Annotated in this window: 19 protein-coding genes; 9 read left to right on the plus strand and 10 right to left on the minus strand. The window is 73.2% G+C overall.

Going from position 1 to position 19,860, the window contains the following annotated elements; genetic code table 11:
* Window positions 1-2: 2 nt before the first annotated feature.
* Genes ACVUH9_RS04030 through ACVUH9_RS04045 form a run of 4 tightly spaced genes read right to left on the minus strand, consistent with a single transcriptional unit; the run spans window position 3 to window position 3,550 of the window.
* Window positions 3-1,682 carry a fatty acyl-CoA synthetase gene (locus ACVUH9_RS04030; RefSeq protein WP_475754179.1) on the minus strand — a complete coding sequence of 560 codons (1,680 nt, stop codon included), beginning with the start codon at window positions 1,680-1,682 and terminating at the stop codon, window positions 3-5.
* Window positions 1,683-1,705: 23 nt separating this feature from the next.
* Complete coding sequence (locus tag ACVUH9_RS04035; protein ID WP_475754181.1) at window positions 1,706-2,485, minus strand: ABC transporter permease; 780 nt, start codon at window positions 2,483-2,485, stop codon at window positions 1,706-1,708.
* Window positions 2,486-2,516: 31 nt separating this feature from the next.
* Window positions 2,517-3,167, minus strand: coding sequence for an ABC transporter ATP-binding protein (locus ACVUH9_RS04040; protein WP_475754183.1), 651 nt, complete (start codon window positions 3,165-3,167; stop codon window positions 2,517-2,519).
* Window positions 3,164-3,550, minus strand: coding sequence for a hypothetical protein (locus ACVUH9_RS04045; RefSeq protein WP_475754185.1), 387 nt, complete (start codon window positions 3,548-3,550; stop codon window positions 3,164-3,166). Before ACVUH9_RS04045 ends, ACVUH9_RS04040 begins: the two co-directional genes overlap by 4 nt.
* Before the next feature lie 128 nt (window positions 3,551-3,678).
* Here ACVUH9_RS04045 and mnmA point away from each other — a divergent pair, with 128 nt between their 5' ends.
* Complete coding sequence (gene mnmA, locus ACVUH9_RS04050; protein WP_475754187.1) at window positions 3,679-5,112, plus strand: tRNA 2-thiouridine(34) synthase MnmA; 1,434 nt, start codon at window positions 3,679-3,681, stop codon at window positions 5,110-5,112.
* A gap of 18 nt (window positions 5,113-5,130) precedes the next feature.
* Here mnmA and ACVUH9_RS04055 read toward each other — a convergent pair whose 3' ends face one another.
* The 6 genes from ACVUH9_RS04055 to ACVUH9_RS04080 form a co-directional block, all read right to left on the minus strand.
* On the minus strand, window positions 5,131-6,120 hold the full coding sequence (locus ACVUH9_RS04055; RefSeq protein ID WP_475754189.1) for a hypothetical protein: 990 nt from the start codon (window positions 6,118-6,120) through the stop codon (window positions 5,131-5,133).
* Window positions 6,117-6,743, minus strand: coding sequence for an RNA polymerase sigma factor (locus ACVUH9_RS04060; RefSeq protein WP_475754191.1), 627 nt, complete (start codon window positions 6,741-6,743; stop codon window positions 6,117-6,119). The genes ACVUH9_RS04055 and ACVUH9_RS04060 overlap by 4 nt, the downstream gene beginning before the upstream one ends.
* A 105-nt stretch (window positions 6,744-6,848) precedes the next feature.
* The gene (locus ACVUH9_RS04065) at window positions 6,849-7,820 is read right to left on the minus strand and encodes a hypothetical protein (protein WP_475754193.1); all 972 of its coding nucleotides are present in this window, start codon (window positions 7,818-7,820) and stop codon (window positions 6,849-6,851) included.
* A 76-nt stretch (window positions 7,821-7,896) separates the two neighbouring features.
* Window positions 7,897-9,441 (minus strand): sensor histidine kinase, encoded by a 1,545-nt coding sequence (locus tag ACVUH9_RS04070; RefSeq protein WP_475754195.1) that lies wholly within the window; start codon window positions 9,439-9,441, stop codon window positions 7,897-7,899.
* Window positions 9,442-10,128 carry a response regulator transcription factor gene (locus tag ACVUH9_RS04075; RefSeq protein WP_475754197.1) on the minus strand — a complete coding sequence of 229 codons (687 nt, stop codon included), beginning with the start codon at window positions 10,126-10,128 and terminating at the stop codon, window positions 9,442-9,444.
* Between the two features lie 149 nt (window positions 10,129-10,277).
* Entirely contained in the window at window positions 10,278-10,847 is a 570-nt protein-coding gene (locus ACVUH9_RS04080) for an HdeD family acid-resistance protein (RefSeq protein WP_475754199.1), read from the minus strand.
* Window positions 10,848-11,033: 186 nt separating this feature from the next.
* On the opposite strand from ACVUH9_RS04080, the gene alaS reads away from it, so the two are divergent.
* The 8 genes from alaS to ACVUH9_RS04120 all read left to right on the plus strand — a co-directional run bounded on the left by alaS (window position 11,034) and on the right by ACVUH9_RS04120 (window position 19,761).
* On the plus strand, window positions 11,034-13,739 hold the full coding sequence (gene alaS / locus ACVUH9_RS04085; RefSeq protein WP_475754201.1) for an alanine--tRNA ligase: 2,706 nt from the start codon (window positions 11,034-11,036) through the stop codon (window positions 13,737-13,739).
* A gap of 103 nt (window positions 13,740-13,842) precedes the next feature.
* A complete protein-coding gene (ruvX, locus tag ACVUH9_RS04090) occupies window positions 13,843-14,223 on the plus strand; it encodes a Holliday junction resolvase RuvX (RefSeq protein WP_475754203.1) in 381 nt (126 codons plus the stop codon).
* 329 nt (window positions 14,224-14,552) lie between these two features.
* A complete protein-coding gene (gene mltG / locus ACVUH9_RS04095) occupies window positions 14,553-16,361 on the plus strand; it encodes an endolytic transglycosylase MltG (protein WP_475754205.1) in 1,809 nt (602 codons plus the stop codon).
* Complete coding sequence (locus ACVUH9_RS04100) at window positions 16,358-17,203, plus strand: shikimate dehydrogenase family protein (RefSeq protein ID WP_475754207.1); 846 nt, start codon at window positions 16,358-16,360, stop codon at window positions 17,201-17,203. The genes mltG and ACVUH9_RS04100 overlap by 4 nt, the downstream gene beginning before the upstream one ends.
* A 369-nt stretch (window positions 17,204-17,572) precedes the next feature.
* On the plus strand, window positions 17,573-17,764 hold the full coding sequence (locus ACVUH9_RS04105; RefSeq protein WP_475754209.1) for a hypothetical protein: 192 nt from the start codon (window positions 17,573-17,575) through the stop codon (window positions 17,762-17,764).
* 211 nt (window positions 17,765-17,975) lie between these two features.
* The gene (locus ACVUH9_RS04110) at window positions 17,976-18,440 is read left to right on the plus strand and encodes a hypothetical protein (RefSeq protein ID WP_475754211.1); all 465 of its coding nucleotides are present in this window, start codon (window positions 17,976-17,978) and stop codon (window positions 18,438-18,440) included.
* A 108-nt stretch (window positions 18,441-18,548) separates the two neighbouring features.
* Complete coding sequence (locus ACVUH9_RS04115; protein WP_475754213.1) at window positions 18,549-18,881, plus strand: stress response translation initiation inhibitor YciH; 333 nt, start codon at window positions 18,549-18,551, stop codon at window positions 18,879-18,881.
* The gene (locus tag ACVUH9_RS04120; RefSeq protein ID WP_475754215.1) at window positions 18,874-19,761 is read left to right on the plus strand and encodes a HEAT repeat domain-containing protein; all 888 of its coding nucleotides are present in this window, start codon (window positions 18,874-18,876) and stop codon (window positions 19,759-19,761) included. Before ACVUH9_RS04115 ends, ACVUH9_RS04120 begins: the two co-directional genes overlap by 8 nt.
* Window positions 19,762-19,860: the final 99 nt, after the last annotated feature.

A 19,860-nucleotide genomic window follows, 5' to 3' on the forward strand; every position in this document is an offset into this window, starting at 1 on the left:
GGTTACGAGCGCGGACCGGCGATCTTCTCGGCGAGGTCGGAGTAGGCGGTCCGCAGGTCCTTCTTGAGCAGCTTGCCGCTGGCGTTCTTGGGCAGCGCGTCGACGACCCGGAAGGCCTTGGGGACCTTGAACCCCGCGAGCCGCTCGCGGCAGTGGGCGGTCAGCTCGACCTCGCTGACCGTCGCCCCGTCGCGCGCGACCACGATCGCGACGACGGCCTCGATCCAGGCCGGGTGGGGGATCCCGATCACGGCGACCTCGGCGACCGCGTCGTGCTCGTAGACGACCTCCTCGACCTCACGGCTGGCGACGTTCTCGCCGCCGGTCTTGATCATGTCCTTGATCCGGTCGACGACGGTGATGTAGCCCTCGTCGTCGGCCACGCCGAGGTCGCCGGAGTGGAACCAGCCGTCGGCGAAGGCGGCGGCCGTCCGATCGGGGTCGTCGAGGTAGCCGTGGACCGCGTGCGGGCTGCGGTGCACGATCTCGCCGATCTCCCCGGCGGGCAGCTCGGCGCCGTCCGGTCCGACGATCCGGGTCTCGACGTTGAGCGCCGCACGCCCGGCCGAGCCGGCCTTGCGCAGCTGGTCCTCGGGCTGGAGCACGGTCGCCAGCGGGGCCATCTCGGTCTGGCCGTAGAAGTTCCAGAGCCGTACGTCGGGCAGCCGCCGGCTCAGCTCGCGCAGGACCTCGACCGGCATGATCGCCGCGCCGTAGTAGCCCTTGCGCAGCGACGAGAGGTCGCGGCGATCGAAGTCGGGGTGGCCGAGCAGGCCGATCCAGACCGTCGGCGGGGCGAAGAACTTGGTCGCCTTGTGCTCCTCGATCGCGGCCAGGACCGCGGCCGGATCGGGGGCGGGCAGGATCACGCTGGTCGCTCCGAGCTGGACGTCGGGGACGAGGAACACGTGCTGCTGGGCGACGTGGAAGAGCGGCAGCGCGTGGACGTCGACGTCGTCGGCCTTCATGTCGCCGTCGACCATGCAGGTCGAGTAGTTGGCGATCAGTGCCTCGTGGGAGAGCACGGCGCCCTTCGGCCGCGACTCGGTGCCGGAGGTGTACATCACCTGGGCGGGCGCGTCGGCGGCGATCACGATCTCCGGCTCGCCCGGGTCCTCGTCGGCCGTCGTACCGGCGAGCGCCGGGAACGACTCCCAGCCGTCGGGGGCGGACAGGTCGTCGGCGCCGAGCACGGCCCGCAGCTTCAGTCGGTCGGTGGCGTCTGCGACGCCGATCGCCTGCTCGGCGACGGGCAGCAGCTCCTCCTGGACCAGCAGTCCGACCGCACCCGAGTGCTGGAGGACGTAGCCGACCTCGCCACCCCGCAGCATGAAGTTGATCGGCACGAGCACCGCGCCGGCCTTGGCGACCCCGAAGATCGCCTGGACGTAGGGGAGGCCATTGCGCGACAGCAGCGCGATCCGGTCGCCGGGCTGGACGCCGCGGGCGATCAGCGCGTGGGCGACCCGGTTGGCGTCCGCCTCGAGCTCGGCGAAGGTCCGGCGGCGCTGCGGGCTGGGGTGGGCGGGTCCGAGATCCTCGATGACCGCGGCCCGGTCCGGGAACCGGCGGGCGGACCGGTGCAGCAGATCGGCGATCGTCTGCCGGCGGGCCCGGGCGACGGTCCGCTCCAGGGACGTCGACGCGGCGGTCGTGGACTCGGCGGTCTCGGAGGACGTCATCTTCGCGGGTCTCCTCGGTTCGTTTACGGGGTCCGGCCGTCGAGCGGTCGGAGGCGGTGGTCGCGGGTGAAGAGACGGCGCGCGGCCGTCACCGTCGTGACCGTCGTCATGGTGGCGACTCCCCCGAGGATGACGTACATCAACGCGAGCTGGACCAGCACGGCGTCGAGCGGGTCGACCCCGGCGAGGATCAGGCCGGTCATGGCCCCCGGCAGGAAGACGATCCCCAGCGCCTTGGTCGACTCGATCTGGGGTGAGATCGCGGTTCGCAGGACCCCGCGCAGCATCGGCCGGGCGGCCTGCGGCCACGGCTGGCCGAGCGCGAGTCGGGCCTCGATCTGGTCGCGCTGCTCGACGACCGCCTCGGCCAGCCGGCGGCAGGCGACGACGCCGCTGCTGAGGCTGTTGCCGACGAGCATGCCGGCCACCGGGACGACGGTCCGCGGGGTGACCGGGAAGACGCCGATCGCGAACACGACGCCGAGTCCGACGACTGCGGTCGAGGCGGTGGCGATCAGGGCGATGCCGAGCAGGCCGGGCAGCTCGGGCGCGCGGTTGCGCATCGTCAGCGCGGCGAACAGGACCATCAGGACGACCCACAGCCAGCTCCACCAGATCGACGTGCCCTCGCTGACGATCAGGCCGAGCGCGGCGGCGACGAGCAACATCTGGGCCAGCGAGCGGCCGATCGCGATCAGCACGTCGCGTTCGAGACCGAGCCGCCAGACCCGGGAGAGCCCGGCGGCGACGAGCACCACGGCGATCGAGACGCCGAGCCCGAACCAGCTGACGTGGCCGTTCACGGCGCAGCGCTCCCGTCGTCGGTCCCGCCGCTCATGCCGCGAGGCCCCTGCGGTCGTCGAGCCGGCCGTCCCGGAGCGCGATCCAGCGGTCGGCGATCCGCTCGACCTGGGCCTCGTCGTGGCTGACCAGCAGCACGTCGACGCCGTCGTCGGCGAGACCGCGCAGCAGCCGTTCGAGCTGGAGGGCGCTGGTGGCATCGAGCGAGGCGGTCGGCTCGTCGGCGAGGAGGACCTGGGGCCGGGTGGCGAGCGAGCGGGCGAGGCCCATCCGCTGGCCCTCGCCGCCGGACAGCTCGCTGGCGTCGCGGTCGAGCAGCACCCGGTCGAGCGCGACCCGCTCCAGCAGATCGCCGGCCGCCGGCTCGTCGAGCGTGGGATCCGCCACGCGCAGGTTCTCGAGCACGGTTCCGGGGAACGGCACCGGCCGCTGGAAGACCATCGCGACCTCGCGCCGGTGGGCGAGCACGTCGAGCGCGGCCAGGTCCGCGCCGCGGTACCGGACGACCCCCGTGTCCGGGGCGACGAGCCGGTTGGTGCAACGCAGCAAGGTCGACTTGCCGGCCCCCGACGGCCCGACGATCGCGGTTATCCCGCCCGCCGCCACGTCGACGCTGATCGCGTCGAGCCGCGGACGGTCGGCGCCGCCGACGGTCACCGACTCGAAGCGCAGCAGCGGCGTCACCGGCCGATCCTCGCAGGCGCTCCGGCGGTGGTCGGCTCGACGGCCACGGCCACGGCCACGGCCACGGCCACGGCCACGGCCACGGCCACGGCGACGGTGACGGTGACGGCCAGGGCGACGGCGACGGCAGGATCCGGCGGGCAGCCCGAACGCCGCTCGCCCGATGCGGTCGACGACTCTTCGGGTTCCTCGAAGAATCGGCGATCGCCCGTTCCGTCGATCCCCCAGGCGATCGGGAGGCGGACCGCTGGGTCTCGTCGTCGATCGTTCGGGTTCTTCGAAGAATCGGCAACGGATGTCGGTGTCGGTCCCTTCGAGGGGCCCCCGAGGGCCGTTCTCTTGGCGTCGTCGTCGATCGTTCGGGTTCTTCGAAGAATCGGCAACGGGGGGCGAGGAGACGCCGGTGCGCGATCCCGCGAATGCGGTGCGAGTGAGGCGGTCCGTGGTCAGATCGTGGGGCCGGAGAGCCCGGTACGGCGAGCCCAGGTGCGCGGACGGCTACCCTCCGTTGGTGGCCGATTGGCGCTATGAGGAGCACCTGCGGTCCCCGGTCGGGCAGGACGAGCTGCCCGACGGTGGCCATGACGGCGCCGCCGGCGGTGCCGCCTGCGGTGATCTGGTCCGGATCCGGGTCGACGTCGTGGGCGATCGCGTGGCCGGCGTCGGCTTCCTGGCCGACGGCTGCGGGGCCCTGACCGTCTGCGCCTCGGTGGTCTGCGAGACGGTCGAGGACGCCACGATTCGGGACGCCGCGCGGGTCTCGGTGGCCAGCGTCGCCGAGGCGGTCGGCGGCCTCCACCCGGGCAAGCGGCACGCGGCCGAGCTGGTCGTCGACGCGTTCCACCGCGCGCTCGGGGCCGCGGTCGCCCACGACGCGGTCGCGACCGTCCCCGACGGCGGACCGACCGGGACCCTGGTGGCGATGAGCGGCGGCGTCGACAGTGCGGTCGCCGCGCTCGAGGCCGGACCGGACGCGGTCGCGGTGACCTTGGAGCTGTGGCGCGACGAGCAGAACGACGCCGAGTCCTCCTGTTGCTCGCACAGCGCGGTGCGGCGGGCCCGCGACGTCGCCCACGGGATCGGCCTCCCGCACCTGACCCTCGACCTGCGCGAGCAGTTCCGCAGCGGGGTCGTCGAGCCCTGGGTCGCCGAGCACCGCCAGGGCCTGACGCCGAACCCGTGCGTGCGCTGCAACGGCGACGTCCGACTCGACGCGATGCTCGAGCTCGCGGACCGGATCGGCTGCGCGACGCTGACCACCGGCCACTACGCGCGGACGACCGACGACGGTCTGCTGCGGCTGGCCGTCGATACGGGCAAGGACCAGGCGTACATGCTGAGCGCGCTGCGTCCCTCCTCGATCGCGCGGATGCGGTTCCCGCTCGGGGGGCTGACGAAGCCGGAGGTGCGGGAGATGGCCGAGCGCGCTGGCCTCTCGGTCGCCCGCCAGCCCGACAGCCAGGACCTCTGCTTCCTGGCGGGGACCGGTCAGTCGCAGTTCCTGGCGCGCCATGGCGATCTCGAGGAGAAGCCGGGGCCGGTCCACGACGTGGAGACCGGCGCGACTATCGGCGAGCACCGGGGCGCGCACCTCTACACCCTCGGCCAGCGGCGCGGCCTCGGGGTCGCGGCCGGCGAGCCCCGCTACGTGATCGAGACCGACGTCGACAGCAACATCGTCACGGTCGGCCGCCGCGAGCACCTGATGACCGACCGCGTGAGCCTGCGCGACGTCATCCTCCACCGCGAGCCGTGGCGGGTCGACGGGGTCAAGCTCCGCTACCGACAGCAGCCGCGCCGGGCTCGGATCCTGGAGGCGCCCGAGACGGGCGCGACCGGACCGGGCACCGTGATGCTGGAGGAGCCGCTGCTCCGCGCCGCGCCCGGCCAGACGGCGATGCTGCTCGACGGCGACGTCGTCGTCGGCACCGGCACGCTGGTCTGACGGGCGGCGGTTCGGCCGTCAGCGACCGCCGACGACCAGCAGCGGTGCGGTCCGGGGCGTCAGCGGCAACTGCTCGTAGACGTCGAACGACCACCGCTGGACGAATCGGCGTGGCTTGCGGAGCTCGGGGACCGACGAGGTCGGTCGCGCCGGCAGGGCCCGGGTGACCGTGATCCGCACGGGAGCGAACGAGCGCTCGTCGACGAGGTACTCGTAGACGATCGCCCCGCCGGCGGCGCCGTTGGTCGCGGTCCCGGGCTCTGTCCCGACGAGACGGTGGACGGCGCGGCCGTCGACGCGGTCCGGGCCGTCGTTCCGGAGCCGTCCGGACTCGAGCAGCCGCCGGATCCCGGCGACCGGATCGTTCGAGAAGGTCGCGTTCTGCAGCCACGAACGGTCGGCGCGGACCCGGTCGTGCTCATAGCTCGCCCGTTCGGACGCGGTCGCGCGGCGAGCGCGCACGCCCCCGGCCCACGACTCACGCTCGCGGAAGACCCCATCGGCGTACGACAGCTCCATCGTTCCGGGACGCGAGCGATTCGGCAGGTGCACGAACCAGGCGGTGCGATCACGTGGCGGGTTCGTCGTGCTCCAGCGCTCGATCCGACCGGTCACGGTGCCGACCGGGTCCCGACCGGGCCGCGACTGCCGGGGCCCCGGCGGCACCGGCTTGGGGCGGGGACCGCCTTGGTCGAGACGCATGACGACGTGGAGGACCGTGCTCCGGGTCGGGACGGCGGCCGCGCGGGCGGCGGCGACGACGTCGACCGGGCCGCCGTCGAGGCCGGCGGTGCCGAGCATCGCGCCGAGACTGAGCGGCCCGGCGACAGCGAGGAAGGCGAGTGCGACGGCGAGCGGGGCGTTCCGCGGGCAGGTGCGGCGCGGGCGCGTGCAGCTGCTGCGGAGGACCGACGGCCGGTCGTCGATCTCGGCCATCAGCGCGTCGCGCCGCGCCGAACGTTCGGCGTCGCTCGGCAGCAGCGGGGTCAGGTCGACGGGCGGCCTCACGACGACGACTCGGTGGCCGGGATCAGGGCCTTGACGCCGATCGCGGCGATCGGGTCCTGCGGGGACGGGCGACGCTGCTCGGCGTCCCGGACCAGGCGCGCCCGGGCCCGCGAGAGCCGTGAGCGCACCGTTCCCACCGGAAGGCCGAGGGCTGCTGCGGTCTCCTCGTAGGAGAGGTCCGAAAGGGCGACGAGCACGAGCACCTCGCGCTCGCGGGCGGGCAGCCGGTCGAGCGGGCCGCGCACATCGCGCAGTCGGTCGGCGGCCGCGAGCCGTTCGACGGCGTCGTCGTCGTGGGTCGGACGAGGCTCGACGGCGCGGCCGAGCCGCTGAAGCGCTGCGTGGTGCCGTCGCCGCGAGCGCCACTGGTGCCGGACGACGTTGGTCGCGATCGCCAGCAGCAGCGGACGGGCCGTCGCGGTCGTCAGGGGTGTCTGGGCCCGGCGGCGCCACGCCTCGAGGAACACGATCGAGGTCAGGTCCTCGGCCGACGATGGATCACCGGTCCGCCAGAGGCAGTACGAGAGGACGGCACGATCGTGGCGCTCGTAGAGCTGGCCGAACGCATCGGCGTCGCCCGCGACGGCCAGACGCCACAGCTGAGGGTCGGTTCGTGGCGTCATCTGCTGGTTCATGCCCGCAGCCCGGGAAGTGGTTCCCGGGCGATCTGGTGTGCCCGGCCGGAGCGATGCCCGGGACGTCACCGACGTGACGTCCCGGGCACGAGCTCAGCGTCCGCCGCCGACGACCAGCAGGTGCCGGGTGGCGTCGTTCAGCGGCAGGTACTCGAACTCCAAGAAGTCCCAGCGTAGGGTGTATCCGGAGGTGAGGTTCGCCGCCGGCGCCAGGGGACCGGTGAGTCCACGGAGCGTCACGGTCTTCGAGGCCCGGACCGGGGCGAACGAGGAGGGATCGACGAGGTACTCGTACGCGATCGGTCCGCCGGGCGAGCCGTTCTGCTCGGTCCCCGGCTCCTCGCCGATCAGGCGCAGCACGCTGCGGCCTTCGATCGTGGTGGTGCCGGTGTTGTGCAGCATCCCGCCGTCGAGCATCGCCCGGATCCCGCCGATCGGGTCGGCGGTGTGGCTGACGTTGAACATCCACACCCGTTGCCGGTCCAGGCAGTCGGCCTCGTAGCGTGCTCGCTCCTCGTCGGAGAGCGCGATGGTGGTCACGTCGCCGACCCAGGACTCCCACTCCCGGAGCTCACCGTCGGCGTAGGACTGCTCGGTCGTGCCGACGGTGGGTCCGCCGGCGACCTCGGAGAGGCTCCAGGCGGTGCGGTCGCGCAGCGGCCCGACGGCGCTCCAGCGCTCGATCTCGCCGGTCAGGAACCGAGGCGCGACCGAGCGAGCCAACGACGGCGGCAGGCCCAGCTGCGCGCCGGTGAGGGGCGACAGGACCGGGTCGCCATCGGCGGCGACGATGCTGAGGTACATCCGGGCATGGACGATCTCGTTGTCGTGCGGGACTGCGGTGCTCGGGCCGGTCGCGGCACCCGCGGCGCTGGGGAGCGAGGCCGTGGCCAGGCTGCCGACGGCGATCGCCGCGAGCACGGACCAGGCCCGGACGAGTCGCCGTCGCGTCGTCCGGCGCGGTGACGGAACGGTGGTCGGCGGCGCGCCGGTGATCGGCGCGTCGGCCGCAGCCGAGAGCGTCGGTCGAGCCGCGGGGGTGGAGGAGGGGAATCTCGTGGTCATGTGGTGCTACATGACCGGCGCTCGCGATCGGGTTCCCGGTTCCGCTGTGAGAGACCGCGCGGCCCCGGCACGCCACTCAGTCCGCCACCACCGGCAACGTCAGCCGGAACGTCGCGCCGCCGCCCGGCGTCTCGCTGACGTCGACCTCGCCGTGGTGGACGACGGCGACCTGGCGGACGATCGCCAGCCCGAGGCCGCTGCCGTGGCGCTCGCGGGAGTCGTCGCCGCGGCGGAAGCGGTCGAAGATCCGGGTTCGCTCGGCCTCCGGCACGCCCGGACCGTGGTCGATCACGGAGACCACGGCGCGCGTGCTCGCTCCGGGATCGGCGGACGGGTGGTCCTCTGCCCGTCTGGCATCACCCGCGGCCTCGACCGGGCCCGCTGCCCGTCCGTCATCACCCGCGGCATCCACCCGCACCTCGACCGTGCCCTGGCCGCCCGCCCCGTGCAGCGCCGCGTTGTTCAGCAGATTCGAGACCGCGCGGGCCAGCCGATCCGGACGGCCCTCGACGACCAGCGGCGCGAGCGTCGTCGCGAACGTCACGCCGCGGTGGTCGCGGCGTGCCCGGGCGACGCACTCCTCGACCAGCTGGTCGAGCGCGACCGGTTCGTCGGCGTCGTGGTCGGGCACGTCGCCGCGGGCCAGCTCGATCAGGTCGGAGACGAGCAGGCCCAGATCCTCGGCCTGGTCGCGGACATCGACGAGCATGCTCCGGCGCTCCTCGGCGTCGATCGTCGCGTCGTCCTCCAGCAGCAGCTCGGCGTTGGTCCGCAGGCTGGTGACCGGGGTCCGCAGCTCGTGCGAGGCGTCGGCCACCAGGTTGCGCTGCTCGGTCATGCTGCGGTCGAGCTCGTTGCGCGAGCCCTGGAGGCGGGCGAGCATGCCGTTGAAGCGGCGGGTCAGCTCGCCGACCTCGTCGGCGGACCGGACCGGCAGCCGCTGCTCGAGGTCGCCGGTGGCCTCGACGTGAGCGGCGGCACCGGCGAGGTCGGCGACCGGGCGCAGGATCCGCCGCGCGACCGTCCGGCCGAGCGCGGCGGCGATCGCGACCAGCACCAGCCCGACCGCGAGCAGCGAGAGGGCGAGCGTGCGCAACGCGCGGTCGACCCCGTTCAGTGGCCGCGCGAACTGGAGCGCCGAGATCGTGATGCCGGAGGCGTTCGCCGCCGACAGTCGCTGGCGGGTCAGCTCGTCCAGCGGCACCGTGATCATCCGCAAGTGCGTGTCGCCGACCTGGACGTCGCGCGGCCCGACCACGCGGGCGTCGCGGATCCCGGCCCGGTCCACGGCGGTGACCGGCAGCTCGACGTCGCCGCGGGTGACGACGACGCCGGCCGAGGTCAGGGCCTGCGAGTACTCGGCCGGGCCACCCAGCCGCGGGGGCGGGGCGGGCAGGCTCTCGAGCGCGCCGGTGTCGCCCGGCGCGCGCATCAGGCGGACGCCGCCCGGCCCGCCGCGGGCCTGGTCGCCGCGGCCTCCCTGGACCTGGGCCCGGAGCGTGTCGTCGAGGTTGCCGAGCAGGACCGAGCGGGTGGTCAGCCAGGCCGCGAACCCGGCGAAGACGACGACGGCGGTGGCGACCAGCGCGACGGTCAGCGTCAGCCGCCGGCGTAGTGGCACTCAGGACTCCCGAAGCGCGTAGCCGACGCCGCGGACCGTGTGCAGGAGCCGTGGCTCGCCGCCCTCCTCGGTCTTGCGTCGCAGGTACCCGATGTAGACCCCGAGCGCGTTGGACGTCGCCCCGAGGTCGTAGCCCCAGACGTGCTCGAACAGCTGCGAGCGGCTGAGCACGACCCGGGGATGGCGGAGGAACAGGTCGAGCAGCGCGAACTCGGTCCGGGTCAGCTCGACCGGACGCTCGCCGCGGTGGACCTCGCGGGTGGCCGGATCGAGCCGCAGGTCGGAGAACTTGATCGGCTCGGGGCGGTCCTCGTCGTCGTCCGCCTCGACCCGTCGCAGCAGCGCGCGGACGCGGGCCCGCAGCTCGCGCAGCGCGAACGGCTTGGGCAGGTAGTCGTCGGCACCGGCGTCGAGGCCGTCGACGCGGTCGTCGATCCCGTCGCGCGCGGTCAGCATCAAGACCGGCGTGCGATCGCCGCTGGCGCGGAGTCGTCGGCAGACCTCGAGCCCGTCGATCCGGGGCATCATCACGTCGAGCAGGACCAGATCGGGGGTCGTCACCGACAGGCGGTCGAGGGCGACCTGTCCGTCGGTGGCGACGTCGACGTCGTGCCCGTCCAACCGGAGGGCGCGCTCGAGCGCGGTGACGAGGGCGGGCTCGTCGTCGACGACGAGGATGCTGGCCATCCGGGCAGGGTACGGCGCGGGACGACGCGCGTGCTACGGGTCTTCGAAGAGGACCCGAAGAACCGGGATCTCGGCGCGGCCGGGACCCCGGTATCGGGGACGGCGGCAGACAGCGCGGTCGCCCGCCGTCCGTCCGCCGTCCGCGGCGATCAGTTGGGGCGCAGCGCCGCCTCCAGGCGACGGGTCTGGAGCGCGAGCACGATCTCGGTGGCGCCACGGAGCAGGAAGCCGATGCCGGCGAGCAGCGCGACCGTCGAGAGGCCGACGCCCGGGTTGGCCAGCAGCACGATCCCGGCGACGACGCCGATCACGCCGAGCACGGCGTGCCAGACGCGGTGCTCGGGATGGCGGTAGGCGATCGCCAGGTCGCCGACGCCGGTCAGCACGAACCAGAACGCGACCGAGAACAGCACGGCGAGGATCCCGGCGCCGGGGCGGGCGATGCAGAAGAGCCCGGCCGCGACCGAGATGAAGCCGATCAGGACGGCGAGGACCTGGGCGCCCGGGTTGTCACCGGCGGTGACGCCGACCATGATCGAGCCGATCCCGGTCACGATCAGCGAGATCCCGAGGAAGAGGCCGAGCACGAGCAGGGTGATCCCCGGGACGGCGACGGCGACGATCCCGGCGAGCACGGCGACGATCCCGCTGAGCAGGATCAGCCACCACTGGGGCATTGGGCGGACGAGGCGCTCGGCCGAGGCTTCGGAAGCGGACATACGAGGGGGGCTCCTGGTGACGGATGGATGAGCGGGGCGACACGCCCCGTCCGCGGCGAGCCTAGCCCTGCGGGCGGACGGGGCCGGACGCTGCGAGCGTGCGGGAGCGGTCGTGGCGACCACCGCTCGTCGTACGAACGCTCACCAATGCGCACGACCCCGTGTCGATTCGCGACAATCGTGCGCGTGAGCCCTGTGCGTCCCATCACGAGCGACGAGATCCGCGAGACCTTCCTGCGGTTCTTCGAGGAGCAGGGGAGCCGGCGGCTGGCGTCGGCCTCGCTCGTTCCGGCCCAGCACGACCCGTCCGTGATGCTCACCACGGCGGGCATGCACCCGCTCAAGCCGTACTTCCTGGGGGCCGACACGCCGCCGGCGACGCGCCTGACCAGCTGCCAGAAGTGCTTCCGGACGCCGGACATCGACAACGTCGGCGTGACCGCCCGGCACCTGACGTTCTTCGAGATGCTCGGCAACTTCTCGATCGGCGACTACTTCAAGCGCGAGGCGATCGCCTACGCCTGGAAGCTGACCACCGAGGGCTTCGGCTTCGACCCCGAGAAGGTCTGGGTGACCGTCTTCGGCGGCGACGACGAGCTGGGCCTCGGACCCGACGTCGAGTCGATCGAGTTCTGGCTCGAGGTCGGGGTCCCGCGCGAGCGGATCGTCGAGCTCGGCCGCGAGGACAACTTCTGGCAGGCCGGCCCGACCGGTCCCTGCGGCCCCTGCACCGAGCTCTACCTCGACCGCGGCCCCGACTACGGGCCGGCGACGGCCCCGGGCCAGGACGAGTCCGACCGGTTCATGGAGTTCTGGAACCTGGTCCTGATGCAGTACGACCAGTCGGCCGACGACGACGGCAAGCCGGTCCTGACCCCGCTGCCGACCAACAACATCGACACCGGCATGGGCCTCAACCGGATGGCGCTGCTGCTGCAGGACAAGCAGACGATCTTCGAGACCGACCAGTTCGCGCCCCTGATCGCGCTCGGCGAGCAGCTGTCGGGCAAGGCCTACGAGTCCGGCGACGAGTCGTTCGACCGCGCGCTGCGGATCCTCGCCGACCACACCCGCGGGATGACCTTCCTGATCAGCGACGGGGTCGTCCCGTCGAACGAGGACCGCGGCTACGTGCTGCGCCGGCTGATGCGCCGGGCGGTCGTCCAGGGCCAACAGATCGGGATCGAGGGCGAGTTCCTCGGCCGCTTCCTCGACGTCGTCGTCGAGACGATGGGCGACGCCTACCCGGAGATCCGGGAGCGCCAGGAGGAGATCCGGACCTGGGTCCTCGCCGAGGAGGAGGGCTTCGGTCGCACGCTCCAGCAGGGCCTCGGCGTGCTCGAGACGTTCCTCGCCGCCGGCCCGCTGCGCGGCGCCCAGGCGTTCCAGCTCCACGACACCTTCGGCTTCCCGATCGACCTCACGCTCGAGCTCTACGAGGAGCACATCGAGGCCGCCGGTACCAACGAGGGCGCCGGCTGGACCGCGCCGGCCAGCCTCCGCGAGGAGTTCGACCGGCTGATGGGCGAGCAGCGCAAGCGCTCGAAGGCCGGTTCCCGCCGCGGCGACCACGGCGGTGCCGCCGCCGGCTCGATCGCCGCGCTCGTCTCCGACGAGCCGACCGAGTTCACCGGCTACTCGAAGCTCGACCAGCACACCACGGTCGCCGGGATCCTCGAGCGCGAGGGCAAGACCTACATCAAGCTCGCCGAGTCGCCGTTCTACCCCGAGGGCGGCGGTCAGGTCTCCGACAGCGGCACGATCACGCTCGAGGACGGCTCCGAGCAGGCCGCGGTCGCCGCGATCGTGCGGGCCGGCGACGACCAGGCGATCGTCGTCGAGCCGGTCGCGGGGGTCGGGGACGGGAACGTCCACGGCGTCGCGCTGAAGGCCGGGCAGCGGGTCGTCGCACGCGTCGATCGGCTCGCCCGTCACGCGACCGAGTGCAACCACACGGCGACGCACCTGCTGCACGCCGCGCTCCGCGAGCGGCTGGGCGACCACGTCCACCAGGCCGGCTCGGCGGTCCGCCCCGACAAGCTCCGCTTCGACTTCAGCCACCCGACCAAGCTGACGACCGAGGACGTCCGTTGGGTCGAGGATCGCGTCAACGAGGGGATCCTCGCCAACGACCGGGTCCGGGCGCTGACGATGCCGATCGACGAGGCCAAGGCGCTCGGCGCGATGGCCCTGTTCGGCGAGAAGTACGGCGACGTGGTGCGGATGGTCGAGATCGGCGACGGCAGCTTCAGCCGCGAGCTGTGCGGCGGCACCCACGTCCGCTCGACCTCCGAGATCGGCGTCTTCAAGATCACCAGCGAGGGATCCAGCTCGGCCAACGTGCGCCGGATCGAGGCGATCACCGGTCCCGTCGCCATCGAGCTGCTGCGCCGCCACGACCGCTTGCTCGAGGAGGCCGCCGTCGCGGCCAAGGTCCACGTCGACCAGGTCCCCGAGCGGATCGTCAAGCTCCGCGAGCAGTCCAAGGGCGGCGGTGGCGCCCGCAAGCTGCCGACCGTCGACGAGGAGTCGCTCGCCGCCGAGGCGACCGATCTCGCCGGGGTGCCGGTCGTGATCTCCCGGATCGAGGGCGTCGACCCGAAGGATCTGCCGGCGATCGCCGACCGGGTCAAGGGCAAGCTGGCCGGTCCCGGCGTGGTGGTGCTCGCCGCCCCTGGCGACGAGCGGGTCGCCCTGATCGTCGCGGTCGGTCCCGAGATCGTCGAGCGCGGCGTGAAGGCCGGCGACGTGATCAAGGCCGCGGCGGCCGTGGTCGGCGGGGGCGGCGGCGGCAAGCCGACGATGGCGCAGGCCGGGGGCAAGCAGCCGGAGCACACCGACGACGCCCTGCGGGCCGCCCGCGAGACGATCGCGAACGCGCTCGGCGCGTGAGCACGACGGCCCGCCGGACGTGCGGGACCGCGGCGCGGCACCGTCGGTCCCCAGTTTTCAAGACTGGCGCATGCGCCCGGGATGAGGCGGCGCCGTGCGGGTGATGGCGCTCGACCACGGTTCGGCCCGGACCGGGGTCGCGCTCAGCGATCCGAGCGGGACGATCGCCACGCCGCTGCCGGCGATCCTGCGGGTCGGCTCGCGCAAGGGCCGCCGCGAGCTGCACCGGCTGATCGTCGAGCGCGAGGTCGAGCGGATCGTGGTCGGCCTGCCGTTGAGCCTGCAGGGCCACGACACGGACCAGACCCGCGAGGCGCGGGCGTTCGCGGCCGCGCTCGACGAGCAGGTCGGGCCGGACATCGTGGTCGAGATGTACGACGAGCGCTTCACCACCCGGATGGCGCAGCAGAGCGGCGGCCGCGACAGCGACGAGGACTCGCGCGCGGCGGCGGTGCTGCTGGAGGAGTGGCTCCGGCGCGACTAGGTCGGCGGCGCGGTCGGCGGCGGCGCCGCGATGCGGGCGACCGATGCGGATCCGTCGTCGGGGAGACCCCAGATTCGCAGCAGTCCTCGCGGGTGCCGGTGCCCACGGTCGCGGCTCGCGCCCGGGCGGATACGGACCGTAGCTTGGACGCATGTACGAGCTTGCAGGGCGGGCAGAGCACGCCGGTCCCGCCCTGCTGGCGCCGTACGGTCCGGTCGGGACGGGAGCTTCTCGGTGCCGGTGACCGGACCGGTCCGGCGTGCCAACGAGCACGGTTGTGGCCGCTTCACTAGCGTTCAGGCGATGGCGCCGTTGGACGAGACCTCGCGGTGAGCCGCCGCGGCCGGCGGGACAGCGGTCCCCGCTCAGAGGACGATCGGCACCGCGCGCGCCTCGAGCGCGAGCAGCGCCGCGCCCTTCGCGAGGGCCGGCCGGTCCCGCAGAGCCTCGACGATCTTGCGGTTCCCGGCACCACCGGCGAGCTGCCCTCGATCACCTCCGGGGCGCCCCTGACCGACGGGGCGGTCCCAGCGGTGCCCGAGACGCTGTCGGCCTCGGCGGCCGGCGTCGACCCGTACCCGGTCGCCCCGGCGTACCCGTCCGCACCGACGCCCGCGGCCGAGCCTGCCGCCCCGCAGGCGTACCCCGAGGCGCCCGCACCCGCGCCTGAGGGGTACCCCGACGCGGCGTCGCACTCCGGGTCGTTCCCGGCCGCGCCCGCAGCGGCGCCCGTGCCCGCTCCGCCGGCCGGCGAGCAGCCGTGGTGGTCGCAGACCGCCGCGCCGCTGCCCGGCGTCGACGTCACCGGGGCGATCGACCCGCCGCACGTCGCCGTGCCCGCGCCCGTGCCCGCGCCGCCCGCGTCGGTGCCCGCACCCGAAGTGGCGGCGCCCCAGCCGGTCGACGACTGGTTCGAGACCACCGAGCAGCCCGGGGCCGAGGCGGCACCGCAAGCGACCGCGCCGGCGACCGCGGTCATCGATCTCGAGCCGCCGACGGTGAGCCTGCCGCCGCTCAAGTCACCGACGCGTCCCGGGGTGACCCCGGCCACCGTCAGCGTGCAGGAGCGGAAGGCCCCGGCCCGTCGCGGCGTCTCGCGGCTCGCCGCACTGCTGGTGCTGATCCCGATCGTGCTGATCGTGATCGCGGCCTTCCTCGTCTTCGAGCCCCTCAAGGGCGAGGGCTCGGGCACGGTCCAGGTCAAGATCGCCCCCGGCTCGTCGGTCGACGAGATCGGCAAGCTGCTCCAGGACAAGGGCGTGATCAGCAACGGCCTGATCTTCTCCGTCCGCGCGCGCCTGTCGGGCGCCGGCGGCGACCTGCGGGCCGGGACCCTGGAGCTGCGCGAAGGCATGTCCTACGGGGCGGCGCTGACCGCGCTCCAGAAGGCGCCGCTGCCGACGCCGGTGATCCGGGTGAGCATCCCCGAGGGGCTCTCGCGGCGTGAGACGGCGGCGACCGTCAAGGCCGCCGGAGTCCGCGGCAACTACATCGAGGCCAGCGCCCGCAGCGCCGGATTCGATCCGCAGCGGTACGGCCAGCCGAAGGCGCAGCGAGGGCTGGAGGGCTTCCTGTTCCCGGCCACCTACGAGCTGCCGCGCGGCGGAGCGACCGCCGGCGCGCTGGTGACCGAGCAGCTGAAGAAGTTCACCAGCGAGATGTCGACGGTCAGCATGAGCCGGGCGCGGAAGGCCAAGCTGTCGCGCTACGACGTCCTGATCATCGCGTCGATGATCGAGCGCGAGGTCCGGATCCCGTCCGAGCGCAAGCTGGTCGCCGCCGTCATCTACAACCGGCTGAAGCAGGACATGCCACTCGGGATCGACGCGACGATCCGCTACGCCGAGCGCAACTGGACCCGCCCGCTCCGGGTCAGCGAGCTCCAGCGCGACGGGCCGTACAACACCCGCCTCCGAACCGGTCTGCCGCCGACGCCGATCGGGAACCCGGGACTGGCGTCGATCAAGGCGGCCGCGAAGCCGGCCAACGTCTCGTACGTCTACTACGTGGTCAAGCCGTGTGGCAACGGTCGCCACGCGTTCTCGAGCACCGACGCGAAGTTCGCCAAGGACCAGGCGGCGTACGCGGCAGCGCAACGGAAGGCCGGGGGAGACCCGTCGGTCTGCAAGAAGAGGTGACCGCGGCGTCGGCGGCCTCGCTGGCGCCCGACCGGCCGTGGCGGCTGGGCGTCTTCGGCTGGCCGGTCGCCCACAGCCGCTCTCCGGCGATGCAGACCGCGGCGCTGGTCGAGCTCGGGCTCGGCCACTGGACGTACCAGGCGCTGCCGGTCCCGCCCGACGCGATCCAGGCCGCGGTCCGCGCGCTGGCGGTCGGCGGGTTCGCGGGGGCGAACGTGACGATGCCGCACAAGCACGACGCGCTCGCCGCGGCCGACCACGCGACCCCGGCGGCCGACGCGATCGGCGCCGCCAACACCCTGACCGTGCTCGAGGACGGCACGCTCGAGGCCGACAACACCGACGCGCCGGGCCTGATCGACGCGATCGGCGAGCCGCTGAAGGGCCGCACGGCGCTCGTGCTGGGCGCGGGGGGGAGCGCCCGCGCCTGCCTCTGGGCCCTGCGCGAGGCCGGCTGCGCCCGGGTCGCAGTCTGGAACCGGACCGCCGAGCGCGCGGGCGACCTGGCCCGCGACCTCGGTCTCGACGCGGTCAGCGCGGCCGAGCCGGCGGACGTCCTCGTCAACTGCACCTCGGTCGGTCTGCACGACCCGGCCGAGACGTTCGCGCTGCTGCCGGTGGCGGAGGAGGACCTCGGCGGCTACGGGACGGTCGTCGACCTCGTCTACCGGGCCGGCGGGACGGCGCTGCTGACCGCCGCGACCGCGGCCGGGGTCGAGCGGACGGTCGACGGGCTCTCGTTCCTGGCCGCCCAGGGTGCGCGCAGCCTCCAGCGCTGGACGGGGCGCCCGGCGCCGCTGGCGACGATGGAGGGGGCCGCCCGCGCGGCGACCACCAGCTAGGCGCAGGGAGCGAGTCGTACGGCGAGCCCACTCACGCGATCGCTCGTGCCTGGGTCCGCCCAGTCCGCCGCCCACGCCGGCGGGCATATGCGCCGTACGGTCGTCGACGGCATCGGTGGGGTCTCGTCCGGGAACGGGCGTCCGTCGATCGGAGCCAACCGTGACCCCGTTCGCTTCGGAGGCGGTAGGGCGTCACCCACGGGCCTTCAACCACCTGTACGTGGCGGTGGTCTGTGCCGGCGAGACCGGTGGTGTGCTGGAGAGCATGTGCTGCGTTCTGCCGATCAGGTGGAGAAGGGCGAGCCACTGTGAGGGGGGCGATCCGCAGCGCGATGGTCGATCCCACGGTCGTCGTGGGATTCGCTCCTGGTGCTGCTCGCGTTGGTGGTGTTCCTGGCGATGTGGGGCACGATCGCCGGCTTGTGCGGGGACGAGGCGGAGGCGGCGGGGCAGGCCCGCGATCTTGGAGCCGTCGCTGATCACCGTCGTGGCGCCACGATCGGCTTCATCGCCATCTCGATGTACCTGCCGTTGTTCAGCAGGTACGACGCGATCCGTTAGCCCGCTTCACGGACGAGGCGGACCGAGGCCGCGCGAACCGGCCGGTGCTGCTTGCGTGAACGCCCGGCTGGGTAGTTGCAAACCGCGGCCCGTCACGCACGGTAGGGCCGAATCACGCCAAACTCTTAGGGGAAGTACCTGCCCCGGGGCGTAGTGCGTGATAGGCGTAAGGCCCAGGAGCACCCACAGGCGAGCAACGAGGGAACACGCGATGGCAACGAAGACCGATCCCACGCAGGCGATTCGGGACGCGATCGAGAACCTGCGCGAGCGGGTGCAGCCGATCGAGAACCAGATCGCGGAGATCCGCGCGACGGCAGCGAAGGAGATCGCCGCGCTCGAGGCGGAGGTCGAGGACACGCGCGAGGAGCTCCGGCGGTGGGAGGACGCCCTGGCGATCGCCGAGGGGCGGACGCCGGTCCGCCGGGCCACCGCCGCGGTCGGTGGCCGCAGCCCCCGCGGCAGCACCCCCGGCGTGACGGCGACGCAGGACGAGCTGCTGCTCGCGCTCGAAGAGGCCGACGGTCCGCTGTCGGCCTCGCAGATCCGCGATGCGCTCGACATCCCGAGCGACGTCCCCTCGAACAAGCTGACCCAGTTCCTGGCGGCGGCGCTCGCGAACGGGGTCATCACGAAGCAGGGCGAGAAGCGGGGCACGCGCTACTCGATGGCGTAGTCCTCAGGTTGCCGCGCGGCGCGTTCGACGCCGCCGATCCCTGCGGCGCCGGACCACGTCCGGTGCCGGCCCGGCGGCGATCCGTGCCGCTGGGCTACGGTTGCGCTCATGGCGAAGCGCGACCCCGATCTCGTCTGGTCCAGCAGCGACGGTGACCTCCGTCGCGCCAAGGGCGGCCAGCCGTCCGCGGCGCCGACGACCGAGGGGCCGATCAAGGTCCGACGGGAGACCTCCGGGCGGCGGGGCAAGGGCGTCACGACGGTCTCGAACGTCCCCCTGGGCGAGGACGGCCTGCGGGAGCTGGCCGGCCGCCTGAAGAAGCGCTGCGGCGTCGGTGGGTCCGCCAAGGGCGGGGTCATCGAGCTGCAGGGCGACCACCGCGACGTCGTGATCGACGTGCTGCGAGCGGAGGGCTACGTCGTGGTCCGCGCCGGTGGCTGACGACCAGATCGGACAGGGCTCGGTCACGCAGGCTCGGTGCCTTGGCCCGGTTGACCCCGTTCCTGGTCCCGACCTGGTCGGCGCCCGTGAGCACCTGATCAGCATCGGGCGGGATCCGGATCCCAAGGCCAGGTGGGATCGCCTGACCGACTACCTGGAAGACCACACCGACGTGGTCGAGCTGTTGCTCCCGGATCTCGTCGCTTCCGACGACCAACTGGTCCGGGAGGTGGGGGCGAGCCTGGTGTGCATCGCGGCCGCGTTCCGGACGGTGGAGCACTTGCAGCGTCTTGCCCGCAGATGGCTGTCGCTGGCGTTCGAGCACGAGCAGGAGGGCCAGGCGCTCGATGACCTCCTGACGGCAGTTGGTCACAACGGCGACGCGTCGAAGTGCGACGTGGTCCTGCGCCACGTGGACGACCCCGACCCGGACATTCGTGGGGCCTGTGCGTTCGCCTTCGGCGGGATGTTCCCGGATGATCTTCCGGAGGCGATCGACGGGTTGGTGGCACTCGCCGGCGACCCCGTTGCGGACGTCCGCGACTGGGCGATCTTCGCGCTTGGTCGGGGACGCCTCGATGTTCGGCCCGTGGCGACAGCGGAGGCGATCGCGGCCTACCGCGCCGCTGCCGATGATCCGGACGAGGAAGTCCGCGCCGAGGCCCGTGCGGCCTTGGGCCTGCTGGGAGACGTTCCGGCGCTCGAGTGGTCGCTCGAGAACGATCTCGCGGATGACGATTGGCTCGAGGTCATCGCGAACGTGGCCGAGCCGCGGCTCGAAGAGCCCCTGCAACGCTGGCGGGAGCGGCAGGACTTCGATCCAGCCGACCCGCGGTACGTCGCGGCGCTGGCCGCCGTGCGAGGTTCGTCGGCTCGCTGAGCGGTGCGGATCGGCGCGCCGCCGGCGACCTGCTGGCTCCCTACGGGCTCGTGATCGCCCGGGAACGCCGTCTGGGCCCGTTTCACGGAACCAGATCAG

The sequence above is a fragment of the Patulibacter ginsengiterrae genome (genome assembly GCF_056269115.1).

Bases quoted from the DNA above. Each gene is read 5' to 3' on its own strand.
- ACVUH9_RS04030 (WP_475754179.1), bottom strand. From the start codon at position 1,682: ATGACGTCCTCCGAGACCGCCGAGTCCACGACCGCCGCGTCGACGTCC.
- ACVUH9_RS04060 (WP_475754191.1), bottom strand. From the start codon at position 6,743: ATGACGCCACGAACCGACCCTCAGCTGTGGCGTCTGGCCGTCGCGGGC.
- ACVUH9_RS04065 (WP_475754193.1), bottom strand. From the start codon at position 7,820: ATGACCACGAGATTCCCCTCCTCCACCCCCGCGGCTCGACCGACGCTC.
- ACVUH9_RS04075 (WP_475754197.1), bottom strand. From the start codon at position 10,128: ATGGCCAGCATCCTCGTCGTCGACGACGAGCCCGCCCTCGTCACCGCG.
- ACVUH9_RS04080 (WP_475754199.1), bottom strand. From the start codon at position 10,847: ATGTCCGCTTCCGAAGCCTCGGCCGAGCGCCTCGTCCGCCCAATGCCC.
- ruvX (WP_475754203.1), top strand. From the start codon at position 13,843: ATGGCGCTCGACCACGGTTCGGCCCGGACCGGGGTCGCGCTCAGCGAT.
- ACVUH9_RS04110 (WP_475754211.1), top strand. From the start codon at position 17,976: ATGGCAACGAAGACCGATCCCACGCAGGCGATTCGGGACGCGATCGAG.
- ACVUH9_RS04115 (WP_475754213.1), top strand. From the start codon at position 18,549: ATGGCGAAGCGCGACCCCGATCTCGTCTGGTCCAGCAGCGACGGTGAC.